General features: G+C 71.8%; 15 protein-coding genes. 3 read left to right on the top strand and 12 right to left on the bottom strand.

Features of this window, described 5'->3' with window-relative positions:
• Positions 1 to 71: 71 nt before the first annotated feature.
• Positions 72 to 1,328, top strand: coding sequence for a glycoside hydrolase family 18 protein (locus ACFV9J_RS32100; RefSeq protein WP_385360063.1), 1,257 nt, complete (start codon positions 72 to 74; stop codon positions 1,326 to 1,328).
• Between the two features lie 134 nt (positions 1,329 to 1,462).
• Here the strand turns inward: ACFV9J_RS32100 and ACFV9J_RS32095 are convergent, their stop codons facing one another.
• The 3 genes from ACFV9J_RS32095 to ACFV9J_RS32085 all read right to left on the bottom strand — a co-directional run bounded on the left by ACFV9J_RS32095 (position 1,463) and on the right by ACFV9J_RS32085 (position 3,867).
• Entirely contained in the window at positions 1,463 to 2,125 is a 663-nt protein-coding gene (locus ACFV9J_RS32095) for a TetR/AcrR family transcriptional regulator (protein ID WP_385360060.1), read from the bottom strand.
• 77 nt (positions 2,126 to 2,202) lie between these two features.
• Positions 2,203 to 2,346 (bottom strand): SCO1431 family membrane protein, encoded by a 144-nt coding sequence (locus tag ACFV9J_RS32090; protein ID WP_385360057.1) that lies wholly within the window; start codon positions 2,344 to 2,346, stop codon positions 2,203 to 2,205.
• Between the two features lie 129 nt (positions 2,347 to 2,475).
• Complete coding sequence (locus ACFV9J_RS32085) at positions 2,476 to 3,867, bottom strand: peptidase C39 family protein (RefSeq protein WP_385360055.1); 1,392 nt, start codon at positions 3,865 to 3,867, stop codon at positions 2,476 to 2,478.
• Positions 3,868 to 3,998: 131 nt separating this feature from the next.
• On the opposite strand from ACFV9J_RS32085, the gene ACFV9J_RS32080 reads away from it, so the two are divergent.
• Together ACFV9J_RS32080 and ACFV9J_RS32075 are read left to right on the top strand one after the other, a co-directional pair.
• Positions 3,999 to 4,673, top strand: a complete 675-nt coding sequence (locus tag ACFV9J_RS32080) for a uridine kinase (protein WP_385360147.1) — start codon at positions 3,999 to 4,001, stop codon at positions 4,671 to 4,673.
• A gap of 429 nt (positions 4,674 to 5,102) precedes the next feature.
• Positions 5,103 to 6,959 carry an AAA family ATPase gene (locus ACFV9J_RS32075; RefSeq protein WP_385360053.1) on the top strand — a complete coding sequence of 619 codons (1,857 nt, stop codon included), beginning with the start codon at positions 5,103 to 5,105 and terminating at the stop codon, positions 6,957 to 6,959.
• Between the two features lie 206 nt (positions 6,960 to 7,165).
• Here ACFV9J_RS32075 and ACFV9J_RS32070 read toward each other — a convergent pair whose 3' ends face one another.
• The 9 genes from ACFV9J_RS32070 to ACFV9J_RS32030 all read right to left on the bottom strand — a co-directional run bounded on the left by ACFV9J_RS32070 (position 7,166) and on the right by ACFV9J_RS32030 (position 14,525).
• Positions 7,166 to 8,209 (bottom strand): hemolysin family protein, encoded by a 1,044-nt coding sequence (locus tag ACFV9J_RS32070; RefSeq protein WP_385360051.1) that lies wholly within the window; start codon positions 8,207 to 8,209, stop codon positions 7,166 to 7,168.
• Positions 8,206 to 9,537 (bottom strand): hemolysin family protein, encoded by a 1,332-nt coding sequence (locus tag ACFV9J_RS32065; protein ID WP_385360049.1) that lies wholly within the window; start codon positions 9,535 to 9,537, stop codon positions 8,206 to 8,208. Before ACFV9J_RS32065 ends, ACFV9J_RS32070 begins: the two co-directional genes overlap by 4 nt.
• Before the next feature lie 204 nt (positions 9,538 to 9,741).
• Positions 9,742 to 10,212 (bottom strand): PH domain-containing protein, encoded by a 471-nt coding sequence (locus ACFV9J_RS32060; protein WP_385360047.1) that lies wholly within the window; start codon positions 10,210 to 10,212, stop codon positions 9,742 to 9,744.
• Between the two features lie 37 nt (positions 10,213 to 10,249).
• Positions 10,250 to 11,134 carry an ATP phosphoribosyltransferase gene (gene hisG, locus ACFV9J_RS32055; protein WP_385360045.1) on the bottom strand — a complete coding sequence of 295 codons (885 nt, stop codon included), beginning with the start codon at positions 11,132 to 11,134 and terminating at the stop codon, positions 10,250 to 10,252.
• Between the two features lie 48 nt (positions 11,135 to 11,182).
• Positions 11,183 to 11,455: a phosphoribosyl-ATP diphosphatase gene (locus ACFV9J_RS32050; RefSeq protein ID WP_385360043.1), complete on the bottom strand. Its 273-nt coding sequence runs from the start codon at positions 11,453 to 11,455 to the stop codon at positions 11,183 to 11,185.
• 33 nt (positions 11,456 to 11,488) lie between these two features.
• The gene (gene ribH, locus ACFV9J_RS32045) at positions 11,489 to 11,974 is read right to left on the bottom strand and encodes a 6,7-dimethyl-8-ribityllumazine synthase (RefSeq protein ID WP_385360041.1); all 486 of its coding nucleotides are present in this window, start codon (positions 11,972 to 11,974) and stop codon (positions 11,489 to 11,491) included.
• A gap of 21 nt (positions 11,975 to 11,995) precedes the next feature.
• Entirely contained in the window at positions 11,996 to 13,285 is a 1,290-nt protein-coding gene (locus ACFV9J_RS32040) for a bifunctional 3,4-dihydroxy-2-butanone-4-phosphate synthase/GTP cyclohydrolase II (protein ID WP_385360039.1), read from the bottom strand.
• Positions 13,282 to 13,926 (bottom strand): nicotinamide riboside transporter PnuC, encoded by a 645-nt coding sequence (locus ACFV9J_RS32035; protein ID WP_385360037.1) that lies wholly within the window; start codon positions 13,924 to 13,926, stop codon positions 13,282 to 13,284. The genes ACFV9J_RS32040 and ACFV9J_RS32035 overlap by 4 nt, the downstream gene beginning before the upstream one ends.
• Positions 13,923 to 14,525, bottom strand: a complete 603-nt coding sequence (locus tag ACFV9J_RS32030) for a riboflavin synthase (RefSeq protein ID WP_385360035.1) — start codon at positions 14,523 to 14,525, stop codon at positions 13,923 to 13,925. Before ACFV9J_RS32030 ends, ACFV9J_RS32035 begins: the two co-directional genes overlap by 4 nt.
• Positions 14,526 to 14,660 lie beyond the last annotated feature (135 nt).

Here is a 14,660-nt window from a genome sequence, read left to right as displayed (position 1 = left end):
GGACCGAGCGCATTACCGCGTTCATGCCAATCGGCGCGCGTTTCCCTCATCCCCCCACGAGGAGACACCCGATGCACGTCCCGCACCTCCCCCGCGTCCGCCCCATCCGGACGCTGTTCTCCGCCCTGTGCACCCTCGCTCTCGGCGCCGGCCTGCTGGCCGGGGCCGGTCCCGCCACGGCCACCGCCGCCGCGCCGGCCGAGGCACCCGCCGCGCAGGCCGCGGCCGGGTCCAAGGTCGTCGGCTACTTCACCGAATGGGGCGTCTACGACCGCGACTACCACGTCAAGAACATCGAGTCGTCGGGCTCCGCCGACAAACTCACCCACATCAACTACTCGTTCGGCAACGTCACCGGCGGCAAGTGCGCCATGGGCGACGCCTACGCGGCGACCGACAAGGCCTACACCGCGGCCGACTCCGTCGACGGCGTCGCGGACACCTGGGACCAGCCGCTGCGGGGCAACTTCAACCAGCTGCTCAAGCTGAAGCAGAAGCACCCCGACCTGAAGATCCTCTGGTCGTTCGGCGGCTGGACCTGGTCCGGCGGCTTCGCGCAGGCCGCGCAGAACCCGGAGGCGTTCGCGCAGTCCTGCTACGACCTGGTCGAGAACTCCAAGTGGGCCGACGTCTTCGACGGCATCGACATCGACTGGGAGTACCCGAACGCCTGCGGCCTGAGCTGCGACACCAGCGGCCGCGACGCCTTTCCCAAGCTGATGGGCGCCCTGCGCGCCAAGTTCGGCCAGGACTACCTGGTCACCGCGGCGATCACGGCCGACGCCACGGCCGGCGGCAAGATCGACGCGGCGGACTACGCCGGAGCCGCGCAGTACGTCGACTGGTACAACCCGATGACGTACGACTTCTTCGGCGCCTGGGACGCCACCGGACCGACCGCTCCGCACTCGCCGCTGACCTCGTACTCCGGCATTCCGAAGGAGGACTTCCACACCTCGGCGACGATCGCGAAGCTCAAGGGGCTCGGCGTCCCGCCCTCGAAGCTCCTGCTCGGCCTCGGCTTCTACGGCCGCGGCTGGACCGGCGTCACCCAGTCGGAACCGGGCGGCACCGCGACCGGCCCGGCGAAGGGCACGTACGAGAACGGCATCGAGGACTACAAGGTGCTCAAGACCAGCTGCCCCGCGACCGGCACGGTGGGCGGCACCGCGTACGCCAAGTGCGGCAGCGACTGGTGGAGTTACGACACCCCGCAGACCATCGCCACCAAGATGGCGTACAAGAACGAGCAGGGTCTCGGCGGCACCTTCTTCTGGGAGCTGAGCGGCGACACCGCGAACGGTGAGCTGATCAAGGCGATCGACTGAACCACCTGGCGCGTACGGGGGCGAAGGGGCGGGGACCGGCTCGGGTTTCCGCCCCTTCGTCTGCGTCGTCGCGGTCGTCAGGCGTCGTCCCGGTCGTCAGGCGTCGTCCCGGTCGTCAGGCGTCGTCCCGGTCGTCAGGCGTCGTCGCGGCGGGCCGGGGCCGGGGCCGGGTAGGCGGGGTCCAGTTCCTCGATGGCGCGCAGCGTGCCGCCGAGCGACTTCACCAGCAGTTCGCGCATGGTCTCGCGGGGCAGTCCGGGCCGGCCGATCCAGTCCAGGGTGGCGCCCTCGACGCTGCACACCCAGGCGAGCAGGCCCATACGGGCCAGCGGACCGATGTCCGAACGGCCGTACGCCCCTTCGGCGATGGTGGCGACGATGGCCTCACGCACCCCGTCCCGGATGCCGTGCACCTCGGCGTCGAAGCCGACTCCGCCGCTGACGATGGTGCGGTAGGCGGCCTGGTTGTGCTCGGCGTAGCGCAGATAGCCGTCGATGGTGCGGTGGACGCGGTCCACCTGCGGCAGTTCGGTGCCGCGCGCCGCGGTGGTGACGAGGCCCGCGACGGAGTCCTGGATGATCGCCAGGTAGTAGCCCCGCTTGGACTGGAAGTAGTAGTAGATCAGCCCCTTGGCGACATGCGCCTGGCGGGCGATGTCGTCCATCGAGAGCGCGTCGTAGGACGTGTCGGCGAACAACCTCCGCCCGATGGCGATGAGTTCGGCGCGGCGTGCCACCGAGCGCTCGGTGCCGCGTGCCCGGGGACGGGCGTCGGCACGTTGTTGACTGATATTCAATTTCGACCCTGGTCTCCTACGGGCGGCGGGACCTCCGCAGTATGGCAGGTCGCGTCGTGGGGCAGGTCAGGGTCGCGTCACAGCAGGCCCAGCTGAACCACGAGCATCGCGACCACCACGACGAGGGTCCAGCCCATGACGTGTTCCAGGATCTTCGGGCCGTCGTCGTCCTTGGGGCCGCCGGTACGGACACGGGTGGCGGCTGCGGTGTGTGCGGTCATGGCTTCTCGCTGTTCTCGGCTTCGGCTTGGCGGAGTCCCCCCGCTCACGGTGTCCACCTTGCCACCGTGAGCGGCTTTTGCGGCCGAGAGCTTGGTCACAGCGGTGCGGTCCGGGCCGGGCCGGTCCGGTCAGCGCACGCCCACCGCCGCGAGGGCCTTGCGCTGCCGCGGCCCGGGGTGGGCCGGGAAGTACAGGTAGCAGACTCCGCCGGTGCCGGAGACGACCTTGCCACTGGCGTTGTACCGCTTCGTCCTGAGCCAGATGTTCTCCCACTCGCGCCGCTTGTAGACGCGGCGCACGGCGTCGTTGTCGTCCGAGGCCGGGTCGTTGGCGATCACGTCGCCGTCGGAGGTGAAGCCGATCACGGTCATCAGGTGGCCTGAGGTGCCGTACCCCGATCCGGTCAGCTCTTCCTCCAGGAACGACTGGGACGTGATGGCCGGGATGCCGGCCGCGATCAGCGTCTCCAGGTCGGTGAGGGAGCCGAGGCGGGTGACCACGCCCTGCAGACCCTTGAACGTGGCGGCGTAGGCGGCGTTGAAGGGCCAGTTGCCGCAGCCCTCGTACTGGTTGTCGTACGTGTACCGGGCGGCGTGGCAGACCTGCGGGTCGGCGTAGGAGGGGTCGACCCAGGCGAGCTGGTCGTCGGTGAGGCGGCCGCCCCAGTACTCGATGATCATCTGCGAGGAGGTGGGGCTGCACCAGGCCTCGCCGCCGTTGTCGTACTCCGGGTACTGGCCCTTGTGGATCTCCTGCGAGTAGCGCGGAGCGCGCAGTTCCCCGGCGTACCCGGGGGTGGAGGCCGGCACGGTGAAGCGGTCGGGGACGTCGGAGCCCATCGCGCCGAGCCGCCAGACGGTGGGCGTGGCGCGGGTGCCCGGGCGGCGGTGGAGGGTGAGCCGGAGCCGGTAGGAGACCAGGCGCAGGCCGGTGGAGGCGTCGTCGATCGAGAAGGTGTCGGTCCAGATGCTGCTCCTGCCGTCACCCTGGTCGTCGACCGAGGTCCGCCTGATGTCCTGCTCGCCGTCGCCGGCCGTCCAGCGGCCCATCACGTACCAGGGCGTGTCCGTGCCGTCGGAGTAGGTGCCCTTCAGTTCGACCTGGATCCAGGTGCCGCCCGGCGTGTGCGCGTTCCAGGAGGCGATGACCTCCGTCGAGGGCACCGCGAGCCGGTGGACGGGTGAGGTCCAGGTCGCGTACTCCCAGGCGGCGGTGGTGCCGGTGTGCGGGTCGGTGTACTCGACGGTGCCGGCCGGGGCGCCGATCACGACGCCCGGGCGGGCGCCCGCGACGGGCCGGGCGCCCCGTACCGTCCCGCGCCGCCAGTCGCCGAAGGTGGTCCAGGCGCGGTAGTCCACCGGCCGCCGGGCGCCGTCCCGGCCGGGGCCCGCGGCGCCACCGCCGGCACCGGCGCCGGACGCGGCCCGGGCGGTCGCCGGGATCGCTCCGCCCGTCACGGCGGCCGCGGCGACGGCTGCGGCCAGAAGGGCTCTGCGGGACGGCTGTTCGACTCTGCTCATGAGCGGGAGACCCCCAGGTGTCCGGGTCGGGCGGGTCCGTCGGTGCACGGTCGTGCGCCAACTATGGCCGCAGGTGCCCGCTCCTGCCAGCACTTCCACGCACGCCACGCCACCAATATTGGTGTCGACCACTGGTTAGAGTGCGACGGAACCCGTCCGCCCCCGCACCACCCCCGGGACCCGCCATCCTCGACCTCGCAGCCCGGCTCCGCCGGCTTCCCGCCTCCTGCGGACCCGTACGTCTGATCGGTGTCGACGGACACGCCGGGTCCGGCAAGTCCACCTTCGCCGGGCGGCTGGCGGCCGGACTGGGCGGTGCGCCGGTGCTGCATCTCGACGACATCGCCAGTCACGACGAGCTGTTCGACTGGACCGCGCGGCTGCTCGCCCAGGTGATCGAGCCGCTGGGCCGCGGTGAGACCGCGCACTACGCGCCGTACGACTGGCGGACCCGGCGGTTCGGGGCTCCGCGCGCGCTGGAGCCCGCTCCGGTGATCCTGGTCGAGGGCGTCGGCGCCGGCCGCGGGGCGCTGCGGCCGCACCTGGCCGGGCTCGTGTGGATGGACCTGCCCGCGGAGCAGGCGTGGGCGCGCGGACGGGCGCGCGACGGAGCGGAACAGCGGACGTTCTGGGACGGGTGGATCCCGGCCGAGCGCCGGCACTTCGCCGAGGACCCCTCGCGCCCCTTCGCGCACCTTCTGGTGCGACAGCGCGAACAGGGGTACGAGGTGCTGCCGGGGCCGGCGGGGAGCGCCTCCGGAGCCCACTTCCTCACACAGGGTGACGACCCTTCGGCAATGTGCTGAACTCGTGAAGATCGCGACCCGGCAACCCGCCGACGTGCCCCAACTTCGCTTGACCCAGGGGCCGTACAGGTCTTACGTTCTGAATGTGCGGCAGTTCGAAGCCGCCGACAGACGCGAAGCCCCCGGTTGTTCCCCCGTGATCGGGGGCTTCGTTCTGCCCTGAGCACGCCTTCCGGCTCCTCCGTGACGCCATACGCTCACCCTCGGTCACCGTCGGGTCGCGCGCCCCGCCCGCTCCCACCTCGCGGAACGACCCCTCCCGCACCCTTCGGAGGAATGACCGCCGCGGGTACGATGCCCTCGGTGCGACCTACGGGAGATTGCCGCACGCACCTGCAACTCCGGTCCGCGGTACAGCCGTTGACCGAAGCGGCCGACGAGCGACGGCTCGGTGGCATACCGACGGGGGCACGGTAGGTGGGGGACGTGATGGACTTCGGCACGCAGGGCCCACAGGCCCCGGCCGAACTCGCCTGGCTGCGCGGCGTGGACGCCTACACCATGGGGGCCTACCCGCAGGCGGAGGAGGAGTTCCGGGCGGCGGTGCGGATCGATCCCACGATGGCCGACGGCTGGCTGGGACTGCACGCGCTGCGCGTCGACACCACGAACGCGCTCCTGCGAATGTTCCGCAACCGCGACCGCTTCGGCGAGCAGCGGGCCCGCCACCGCCGCACCCTCAATTCCTGGTACTGGCTGGGCTGGTGGGTGCAGCCCGTGCTGGAGAACCCGCGCGACCTGCTGCTGGCGCACGCCTCGCACTGGCTGGACGGTCGGCACGTCCCGGAGCTGGACCGCGCCCTGGCCGGGCTGCCACCGGTGGACTCCGACGCGCAGGTCCGCTTCCTGCACGCGTGCCGCGCCTACCTCGTCAAGGACTGGGAGCAGCTCGTCCGGCACACCGACCCACTGCTCGGCGACCCCTTACTGGGCATCGAGGCCGGGCTGTTCAGCGGCATGGCCCGGGTCCGCCTGGAGATGTACGGGCAGGCCGAGCCGCTCCTTTCGGCGGCCCTGATGCGGTGCCGCAGCGAGCAGCCGCAGCGCAAGGAGCTGCGGTACTGGCTGGCGCGGGCCCACGAGGGCACCGGGCGCAGCGCCGCCGCGCTCCCGCTGTACCGGGCGGTGCACCGCGTCGACCCCGCCTTCATGGACACCTCGGCCCGGCTGGCCGCGATCGCCGAGGGCGACGGCTACGACGACCCGGCCGACCTCACGGGATACGCGCAGGCGGGTGCGGGGACGGACGGCCTGGACGGGCTCGACCCCCTGTTCGGCACCGAGGAGCGCGGCGTCAAGGTGTCCGCCCCGGAACCGACGCTGTCCGCCCCGCTGCCCCCGCTCGGCGGGCCGTCGGTGCGCGAGAAGGCGGGCGGGCCCGAGCCGTCCCTGCCCAGCGGACCCACCGATCCGGCGCTGCTGGCGGAAGCGCTCACCGAGCTGGAGCGGATGGTGGGCCTGGAACCGGTGAAGCGCCAGGTCAAGGCGCTGTCCGCGCAGCTGAACATGGCGCGGCTGCGGGCCGGGCAGGGCTTGCCCGTGCAGCCGCCCAAACGTCACTTCGTCTTCTCCGGCCCCTCGGGCACCGGCAAGACCACCGTGGCCCGCATCCTGGGCCGGGTCTTCTACGCCCTCGGACTGCTCGGCGGCGACCACCTGGTGGAGGCGCAGCGGGCGGATCTGGTCGGCGAGTACCTGGGCCAGACCGCGGTGAAGGCGAACGAGCTGATCGACTCCGCGCTCGGCGGTGTCCTCTTCGTCGACGAGGCGTACTCCCTGTCCAACTCCGGGTACGGCAAGGGCGACGCGTACGGCGACGAGGCGCTCCAGGTGCTGCTGAAGCGGGCCGAGGACAACCGGGACCACCTGGTGGTGATCCTGGCCGGCTATCCGGAGGGCATGGACCGGCTGCTGGGCGCCAATCCCGGGTTGTCCTCGCGTTTCACGACGCGGGTGGACTTTCCCTCGTACCGGCCGCTGGAGCTGACCTCGATCGGTGAGGTGCTCGCGGCGGAGAACGGGGACGTGTGGGACGAGGAGGCGCTGGACGAGTTGCGGTCGATCGCCGGGCACGTGGTGGATCAGGGGTGGATCGACGAGTTGGGGAACGGGCGGTTTCTGCGGACGCTGTACGAGAAGAGCTGTGCGTACCGGGATCTGCGGTTGTCGGTGTATCCGGGGGCGTTGACCCGGGACGATCTGGCGACGTTGCGGTTGCCGGATCTGATGCAGGCGTATGGGGAGGTGTTGTCGGGGCGGGGGCCGGGGGGTCCGTCCGCTGTATAGCTGAAAGGGTGCCGAGCCTCGGTGCGGGGGGGGGTGCGGTGCGCAGCCCGGCGTTGCGGGGTGCCGCTGCGCCCACCCGTGCCGCCCCAGCGGCACGATTGCCCGCAGCGGCGGCGGGGGGAGGGGGCGGCGGCTGCCCGCAGCGGGGCCGGGGGGGGCGGCACGACTGGCCGCAGCGGGGCGGGGGGCGGCACGACTGGCCGCAGCTACGTCGCCAGGGTTACCTCTCTGTTTCTGTGGGCCGGGTCGCTTACCTCGCCGACCAGGAGTTCCAGTACGTCCTCCAGGGCGGCCAGGCCCAGGATCCGGCCCGAGGGGTCCGTGACCTGGGCCAGGTGGGTCGCCGCGCGGCGCATCACCGTGAGGGCGTCGTCCAGGGGGAGTTCGGGGCGCAGCGTGGTCATCGGGCGCCACAGGTGCTGGGGGACGGCGCGGTCGGACTCCTCCAGGTCGAGGACGTCCTTGACGTGCAGGTACCCCATGAAGGCGCCCTGGTCCGCCGCGATCGGGAAGCGCGAGTACCCGGTGCGGGCGGTGAGCGCGACGATCTCCCCGGGCGTGACCGAGGGGCTGACCGTCACCAGGGACTCGCGTGCGAGGAGGACGTCCGTCACCGGGCGGGAGCCCAGTTCCAGGGCGTCCTCCAGGCGTTCCTGCTCCTCGGGATCGAGGAGCCCCGCCTGGCCGGCGTCCTCCACCAGGCGGTTGAGCTGCTCGCTGGTGAAGACGGCCTCGACCTCGTCCTTGGGCTCGACGTGGAAGAGCCTCAGGATGCCCTGGGCGCAGGCGCCGAGCGCGACGGTGATCGGCCTGCACAGGCGGGCGAAGGCGACCAGGCCGGGGCTGAGCCACAGCGCGGCCTTCTCGGGGGCGGCCATCGCCAGGTTCTTCGGGACCATCTCGCCGATGACCAGGTGGCAGAAGACCACGACGGCCAGCGCGACGACGTAGCCGAGCGGGTGGATCATGCCGTGCGGCAGGTGGATCCACTCGAAGACCGGCTCCAGGAGGTGCGCGACGGTCGGCTCGGCGACCGCGCCGAGGGTCAGCGAGCAGACGGTGATGCCGAACTGGGCGGCGGCCATCATCTGCGGCAGTCGTTCCAGGCCGTACAGCACCTGTCGGGCGCGGGCGGTGCCGAGCGGTTCGATCTGGCTGCGGCGCACGGAGACGAGCGCGAACTCGGCGCCGACGAAGAAGCCGTTGGCGAGCACGAGCAGCGCGGCGAAGAGGAGTTGCAGGACGCTCATCGGGCGGCCTCCAGGGCGGAGACCGCGGCGGTGCGCACCAGGCGTATCCGCTCGGCGCGGTAGTGGCCGACCTGGCGGACCGAGAGCCGCCAGCCGGGCAGCTCGGCGCGGTCGCCGACGGCCGGGATGCGGCCGAGCAGGTCGGCGACGAGTCCGGCGACGGTCTCGTACGGCCCCTCGGGCGCGTCCAGGCCGACGCGGCGCAGGGCGTCCACGCGGCAGCTGCCGTCGACGTCCCAGGCGGGGCGGCCGTCCTCGGGCGGGGCGGGGGCCAGTTCGGGCGCGTCGAGGCCGTCGTGTTCGTCGCGGACCTCGCCGACGATCTCCTCGACGATGTCCTCCAGGGTGACGACACCCGCCGTGCCGCCGTACTCGTCGACCACCACGGCGATGGGCTGCTCGCTGCGCAGCCGGGTGAGCAGCGGCCGTACGGGCAGGGTCTCGGGGACGAGCAGCGCCGGACGGGCGATCCGGCCGGCCGGGGTGCGCAGCCGTTCGTGCACGGAGACCGCGAGGGCGTCCTTGAGGTGGACCATGCCGACGATTTCGTCGATCTTCTCCCGGTAGACGGGGAAGCGGGACAGGCCGGTGGCGCGGGTCAGGTTGACGACGTCCTCCGCGGTGGCCGAGGAGTGCAGGGCGCTGACCTTCACGCGGGGCGTCATGACGTGCTGGGCGGTCAGTTCGCCGAGGGAGAGGGTCCGTACGAACAGGTCGGCGGTGTCCTGTTCCAGGGCGCCGGCCCGGGCGGAGTGCCGGGCCAGGGAGACCAGTTCGCCGGGGGTGCGGGCGGAGGCCAGTTCCTCGGCGGGTTCGATGCCCAGCGTGCGGACCAGGCGGTTGGCCACGGTGTTGAGCGCGGCGATCACCGGGTGGAAGAGCCGGGCGAAGGCGTGCTGGGGTCCGGCGACGAAGCGCGCGACCTGGAGCGGCTTGGAGACCGCCCAGTTCTTGGGCACCAGTTCACCGATCACCATCTGCACGGCGGAGGCCAGCAGCATGCCGACGACGACCGACACGCCGGACACGGCGCCGTCGGGGACGCCGACGGCCGTGAACGGGCCGTCGAGCAGCCGGGCCATCGCCGGTTCGGCGAGCATGCCGACGACGAGCGAGGTGATGGTGATCCCGAGCTGGGTGCCGGAGAGCTGGAAGGACAACTCCTTGAGGGACTCGACGACCCGGTGGGCGCGCCGGTCGCCGGCCGCGGCGGCCTGTTCGGCGTCGGGCCGTTCGACGGTCACCAGGCCGAACTCGGCCGCGACGAAGAAGCCGTTGGCGAGGATCAGCAGGAACGCGGCTGCCAGGAGCAGCAGGGGGGTGGTCATGAGGCCGCCGCCTGTGGGGTGTCACAGCAGGGGGCGGCGCAGGTACTGCAGGACGGTCCGTCCATCGCCGGAGGGAGTCACTCCTCGGGTAGCAGGAACCCCGCGCACCGGGCGGAGCGACGGGGGCGAGGACGCGACGTCCGCGTCCTCGCTCCCAGATTAATCACGAAAAGGGGGCCCGCGGCAGGGTCGACGGCGCCGCGTCTAGTCACGCGGCGCCTCGGGAAGGGCACCGGAACGGGCCTCCACGAGGTCGCGCAGCGCGCGTGCGTCGGCGAGGGCCTGCTGCTTGGCGATGCCTGGCTGGATGCCGAGCGCGGGCAGGCTGGTGCCGTCGCTGAGGTCGAGGAAGACCCAGGGGTCGCCCTGACGGAGGTTGACCCGGAGGATCTCCGGCCAGACCAGGCGGCGTGTGGTGGTCAGGTTGACCACGGTGACGCCCGTCTCGTCGGCGGCGACCCGGGGCCGGGCCAGCAGGAGCAGCACGCCGGCCAGGACGAGTGCGGTCAGCACGAAACTGACGCGCTCGCCGGGGCCGAGGCCGCCCAGCAGCATCCCGAGCGCCGTGACGGTCACGAAGGTGACGACCGCGAGGACGATCAGGACGGCACGGGTGCGTCCCGGACGGAAGGTGACGGGCAGGGCCGGCAGGTGGTCCGGCGTGGTGTCGGGCATGGCGTGGCTCCGGGCGTGCTGCTGGGGCGGCGGCGGGTCAGAGCCGGCAGGCGTGGATGGCCGTGGTGAGGATGGCCCGGGCGCCGATCTCGTACAGGTCGTCCATGATCCGCTGGGCCTCCTTGGCCGGGACCATCGCGCGGACGGCGACCCAGCCCTCGTTGTGCAGCGGGGACACGGTCGGGGACTCCAGACCGGGGGTGAGGGCGACGGCCTTCTCCAGCTGCTCCACCCGGCAGTCGTAGTCCATCATCACGTAGGTCCGGGCCACCAGGACGCCCTGGAGGCGGCGCAGGAACTGCTGGACCTTGGGCTCGGTGGTCTCGTCGGGCTCCGTGTCCGAGCTGGGGGCACCCCCGGACGAAGTCTGGGGGAGGATGACGATGGCCTCGGACTTCATGATGGGCTCGCCGAAGACCTCCAGACCCGCGTTGCGCAGGGAGGTGCCGGTCTCGACGACGTCCGCGATGACCTCGGCGACGCCCAGCTCGATGGCGGTCTCGACGGCGCCGTCCAGGTGGACGACGGAGGCGTCGACGCCCCGGTCGGCCAGGTGGGCGGCGACGATGCCCTCGTAGGAGGTGGCGACGGTACGGCCCTTGAGGTCGTCGATGCCGGTGGCGGTGCCGGGCTTGCCGGCGAAGCGGAAGGTGGAGCGGGCGAAGCCGAGCGGGAGGATCTCCTCGGCGTGGGCGCCGGAGTCGACCAGCAGGTCGCGGCCGGTGATGCCGATGTCGAGCTTGCCGGAGGAGACGTAGATCGCGATGTCGCGGGGGCGGAGGTAGAAGAACTCGACCTCGTTGGTCGGGTCGACGATCCGCAGTTCCTTGGACTCGCGGCGCTGCTGGTAGCCGGCCTCATGCAGCATCTCCCCCGCGGGGCCTGACAGGGAACCCTTGTTGGGGACGGCGATGCGCAGCATGAGGTCGGCTTCCTTTGTGTGAAGGGGTGGAGAGAAGGGGGTCCGGCTTTACAGGTGGGCGTAGACGTCGTCCAGGGAGATGCCGCGGGCGACCATCATCACCTGGACGTGGTACAGCAGCTGGGAGATCTCCTCGGCCGCCGCGTCCTTGCCCTCGTACTCGGCGGCCATCCAGACCTCGGCGGCCTCCTCGACGACCTTCTTGCCGATGGCGTGGACGCCCTTGTCGACCAGTTCGGCGGTGCGGGAGGTGGCGGGGTCGCCGTCGGCGGCCTTGTGCTGGAGCTCGGTGAACAGCTCCTCGAAAGTCTTCTTGGACATGGTGCCGACCACTTTACGGGTTGTGTGGCCGACCTATCGCCAGGGTTCGGATACTGAGCGGAGCGTGGCCGCCGTGGCGACGGCCGCGGTCACCGCCTCGTGGCCCTTGTCCTCGCTGGAGCCCTCGATGCCGGCCCGGTCCAGGGCCTGCTCCTCGGTGTCGCAGGTGAGGACGCCGAAGCCGACGGGGACGCCGGTCTCGACGGAGACCTGGACCAGGCCCTGGGTGACGCCCTGGCAGACGTAGTCGAAGTGGGGGGTGCCGCCGCGGATGACGACGCCGAGGGCGACGATCGCGTCGTAGCCGCGGCCCGCGAGGACCTTGGCGACCACCGGCAGTTCGAAGCTGCCGGGGACCCTGAGCAGGGTCGGCTCGTCGATGCCCAGGTCGTGCAGGGCGCGCAGGGCGCCGTCCACCAGTCCGTCCATCACCTTGTCGTGCCACTGCGACGCGATCACGGCGACCCTGAGGTCCCCGACGTTGCGTACGGACAGTTCCGGTGCACCCTTGCCGCTCACGTGTCTCCTCGTGGTACTTGCTTACTGGTTGCCGCAGGTGGACACGGGGGTCGTGTCCAGCCAGGGCAGGTCGTGTCCCATCCGGTCCCGCTTGGTGCGCAGGTAGCGGAGATTGTGCTCGCCGGCCTGGACGGGCATGGGCTCGCGGCCGGTGACCGTGACGCCGTGCCGTTCGAGGGCCCCGCTCTTGTCCGGGTTGTTGGTCATCAGGCGGACGGCGCGCACGCCGAGGTCCTGGAGGATCTGGGCGCCGGCTCCGTAGTCGCGGGCGTCGGCGGGCAGGCCGAGTTCCAGGTTGGCGTCTAGGGTGTCGCGGCCGCGCTCCTGGAGTTCGTAGGCGCGCAGCTTGGACATCAGGCCGATGCCGCGTCCCTCGTGGCCGCGCAGGTAGACGACCACTCCCCTGCCCTCGGCCTGGATGCGGTCCAGGGAGGCGTCGAGCTGGGGGCCGCAGTCGCAGCGCTGGGAGCCGAAGACGTCGCCGGTGAGGCACTCGGAGTGGACACGGACCAGGACGTCCTCGCCGTCGCCGATCTCGCCGTGCACGAGGGCGATGTGCTCGACGCCGTCGACCGTGGAGCGGTAGCCGTACGCCGTGAACTCGCCGTGCCGGGTGGGCAGCCGGACCTCGGCCTCGCGGCGGACGGTGGGCTCCTCGGTGCGCCGGTAGGCGATGAGGTCCTCGATGGAGATGATGGTCAGGCCGTGCTTGCGGGCGAACGGGATCAGTTCGGGCAGCCGCAGCATGCGCCCGTCCTCGCCGGCGATCTCCACGATGGCGCCGGCCGGGCGCAGGCCCGCGAGGCGGGCGAGGTCGACGGCGGCCTCGGTGTGGCCGTTGCGGACGAGTACGCCGCCGGGGCGGGCGCGCAGCGGGAACACGTGCCCGGGGCGGACCAGGTCGGTGGGTTCGGCGGTGCCGCCCGCCAGGAGCCGGAGGGTGGTGGCGCGGTCGGCGGCGGAGATGCCGGTGCTGACGCCGTGCGCGGCGGTGGCGTCCACGGAGACGGTGAAGGCGGTCTTCATCGACTCGGTGTTGTCGTCGACCATCTGCGGGAGCCGGAGCCGGTCCAGTTCCCCGCCCTCCATGGGGGCGCAGATCAGGCCGCGGCACTCGGTCATCATGAAGGCGACGATCTCCTCGGTCGCCTTCTCGGCGGCGATGACGAGGTCGCCCTCGTTCTCGCGGTTCTCGTCGTCGACGACCACGACGGGGCGGCCCGCGGCGATGTCCGCGACGGCCCGCTCGACGGGGTCGAGGACGAGGTCCGCGGGGCCGTCGGGGCTGTAGAGGATGGGTGCCGTGCTCATGCGGGCGCTCCTTCCGGGAGGGGGCGGGCCGCGTCGCGCGAGCGCAGCCACCAGTCGCGCAGGCCCCACAGGACGAGCGCGCCGTAGAGGACGTAGACGAAGCCGGAGAAGGCGAAGCCGTTGGCGAAGTTCAGCGGGACGCCGACGAGGTCGACGAGCAGCCAGGCGAACCAGAACTCGACCATGCCGCGGGCCTGGGCGTACATGGCGACGACGGTGCCGACGAAGATGTACGCGTCCGGCCAGGGGTCCCAGGACAGGGTGGGGTAGGCGGTGAACAGTCCGCCGACCGCGAGGGTGCCGACGGCGGCCGCGGCGGCCAGCGCGCCGCGTTCGCGCCAGGTGGCGAACCGTACGGCGACGGAGCCGTCCTGGGACTGCCGCCGGCCGCGGTTCCACTGCCAAAAGCCCCAGGCGGCGACGACCATGACGACGATCTGCTTGCCGGCGCTGCCGGAGAGGTGGGCGGTGGCGAAGGCCGCGAAGAGGACGAGCCCGGAGGCGAACTGCACGGGCCAGGTCCAGATCGAGCGCCGCCAGCCGAGGGCGAGGCCGAGCAGACCGATCACGTTGCCGATCATGTCCGACCACTTGATGTGCTGGTCGAAGAGCGTGAACGCCTCGGAGTTGAGCCAGTTCACTTGGTACTCCCCTGGGCTCCGAGCAGCCGCTCGACGTACTTGGCGATGACGTCGACCTCGAGGTTGACCGGGTCGCCGGGCTGCTTGATGCCGAGCGTGGTCAGGGCGAGGGTGGTGGGGATGAGGCTGACGGTGAAGAAGTCGGGGCCCGCGTCGACGACGGTGAGGCTGATGCCGTCGACGGTGATGGAGCCCTTCTCCACGACGTAGCGGGCGAGGTCGGCGGGCAGCGAGATCCTGACGATCTCCCAGTGCTCGGAGGGCTTGCGCTCCAGGATCTGGCCGGTGCCGTCGACGTGGCCCTGCACGATGTGCCCGCCGAGCCGGGCGCCGACGGCGGTGGGGCGCTCCAGGTTGACGCGGGAGCCGACGGCGAGGGCGCCGAGGCTGGAGCGGTTCAGGGTCTCGGCCATCACGTCGGCGGTGAACGCGTCGCCCTCGTGGTCGACGACCGTGAGGCAGACGCCGTTGACGGCGATCGAGTCGCCGTGCCGGGCACCTTCGGTGACCGCGGGGCCGCGCACGCGGAAGCGACAGGCGTCGTCGAGGGTCTCGACTGCGGTGATCTCGCCCAGCTCTTCGACGATTCCGGTGAACACTTCCCGGGTCCTCCTGCCTCTTCGGGCACGGACTCCGGGGCTGTCGGAACGACAGAGTCACGAACGAGGACACCGGGAGCGACGCCGCACAGGGCGCACCCCTGAGGGGCACGCCCAGAAATCGGCGGCGCGCAC

This window comes from Streptomyces sp. NPDC059906, assembly GCF_042730645.1.
In the GTDB taxonomy this organism is placed as follows: Bacteria; Actinomycetota; Actinomycetes; order Streptomycetales; family Streptomycetaceae; genus Streptomyces; species Streptomyces rubrogriseus.
This window is presented reverse-complemented; position numbering and strand designations above follow the sequence as displayed.